This is a genomic window from Moorena sp. SIO4E2, assembly GCF_010671945.1.
Taxonomy (GTDB): domain Bacteria; phylum Cyanobacteriota; class Cyanobacteriia; order Cyanobacteriales; family Coleofasciculaceae; genus Moorena; species Moorena producens.
Window position 1 is genome coordinate 1 of the sequence record NZ_JAAHIE010000789.1, and the last position, 1,786, is coordinate 1,786.

4 protein-coding genes are annotated in these 1,786 nt (G+C 41.8%); 1 reads left to right on the forward strand and 3 read right to left on the reverse strand.

Going from position 1 to position 1,786, the window contains the following annotated elements; all coding sequences use genetic code 11:
* Together F6K37_RS37215 and F6K37_RS37220 are read right to left on the reverse strand one after the other, a co-directional pair.
* The coding region (locus F6K37_RS37215) for a GPW/gp25 family protein (RefSeq protein ID WP_287256018.1) at nucleotides 1-275 on the reverse strand (275 nt) is incomplete at its 3' end.
* A gap of 111 nt (nucleotides 276-386) precedes the next feature.
* Entirely contained in the window at nucleotides 387-1,082 is a 696-nt protein-coding gene (locus tag F6K37_RS37220) for a Uma2 family endonuclease (RefSeq protein ID WP_287256019.1), read from the reverse strand.
* Between F6K37_RS37220 and F6K37_RS37225 the strand changes: the two genes are divergently transcribed.
* Nucleotides 1,081-1,242, forward strand: a complete 162-nt coding sequence (locus F6K37_RS37225; RefSeq protein ID WP_287256021.1) for a hypothetical protein — start codon at nucleotides 1,081-1,083, stop codon at nucleotides 1,240-1,242. The genes F6K37_RS37220 and F6K37_RS37225 overlap by 2 nt on opposite strands.
* Nucleotides 1,243-1,483: 241 nt before the next feature.
* Here F6K37_RS37225 and F6K37_RS37230 read toward each other — a convergent pair.
* On the reverse strand, nucleotides 1,484-1,786 hold a 303-nt coding region (locus F6K37_RS37230; RefSeq protein WP_287256023.1), incomplete at its 5' end, for a Uma2 family endonuclease.

The window sequence follows — 1,786 nt, forward strand, 5'->3', positions numbered from 1 at the left end:
ACATCTATACGATGCTCATGGTTCAACAGAGCATCAGAAATCGTGCCTCTTATTCCCGTAATTAACCCTTGAGTAATTTCCTCAAACAGAAACTGACTCAATTCGCAACCAAAATCAGGCTGCATAATCCGTTCCCCTGGACGGGTTGACAGGATAATTTCCAGACTTTGGACAATATCTTCCTGATCAGAAACCATCTCCACCGTTCCTGTATCCCCATTAAATGTAGGGGGGAAACTCCATCCTGTCCCTAAAAAAGAGCTGTTTTCTTCCATTTGCCTCTTGCCTCTTGCGTTAATAGTACTGACTTTGGTGCGTTACTGTGCCACCTATTACCTATTACCTATTACCTATTACCTATTACCCATTACCTATTGCCTCTTGTTTTAGTCAACCTTCCCCTTATCGGTCAATTTATTGACTAGATTTTCATGTTCCGGTGATTTTAATCCCTCCTGTAAAATGGCTAATACTTGGGCTAAGTCTCCAGTAATTAAAGCGTCTTGGGCTAACCATAACCCAGGGAAGTAGTCACTACAGATAATGCCTTTATCATTCGGGTTTAGTTTAATATATTTTCCTTCCCTTAACCGAAACCAATCAAGTTCTCCGTCATAAACCCGCCAAACTAAATATTCTTGAACTTGATTACGTCGGTAAGCTTTTAATTTATCATTTAAATCAATAGAGGCCGTACTGGCTGCTATTTCTACTATTAATTCTGGCGCACCTTCTACATAGCCGTCTTCACTAATCCTTGATTGTCCATCTACCGTTAGTCTTAGTAAAGCATCCGGTTGAGGTTCATTGTCGGCATCAAGTCTAACTGTACAATTATCGCCTAGTTGAACATTAGGAGTAGAAGCTTTATAGACACCAAGCCATGTTACAATAGAAGCATGGGGTTCCCCATGTTGGGTAATTCTTAAGGGTGATGCCATATAAACAATTCCTTCGATTAATTCCGCTTTTTTGACATCAGGCATTTGTTCATAACGCTGTTCAAATTCTTGCCTAGTTAGTAGATCTCCACTTTCAAGAGGTGGAATTTGATTTTTTGGTTTTAATATGGTTTGAGACATGGCATTTTTTAGCAGTACTGACGTAAGCATTCAGCCGTCAGCCCTCAGCCCTCAGCTTATTTTATTGCCGTCAGCTTATTTTATTCAAAAGCACCGATTGCGCTACTTGAGGTGCTGCGCGAACAGTAGCGTGCGCTATGGGGATAATCTGTTCCCGTAGCGTGGCCACAGGCCCAAAGCTGATAGCTGATAGCTGATAGCTGATAGCTGAATGCTTACGTACTGACTTTGGTGGGTTACTCTATTGCTAACACACCCTCGGGACTTTGGTTGGTTACGCGATCGCGCTTCGCACTCTCTGGATTTTGGTGCGTTAGCTTTTAGCGTAGTAAGCTATCAGCTATCAGCTGACCGCTGACCGCTGACCGCTGACCGCTGACCGCTGATAGCTCAATGCTTACCTATTTCTTAACTAGGTTTTCATGTTCCGGTGATTTTAATCCCTCCTGTAAAATGGCTAATACTTGGCCTAAGTCTCCGGTAAGTAAAGCATCTTGGGCTAACCATAACCCAGGGAAGTAGTCACTACAGATAATGCCTTTATCATTCGGGTTTAGTTTAATATATTTTCCTTCCCTTAACCGAAACCAATCAAGTTCTCCGTCATAAACCCGCCAAACTAAATATTCTTGAACTTGATTACGTCGGTAAGCTTTTAATTTATCATTTAAATCAATAGAGGCCGTACTGGCTGCTATTTCTAC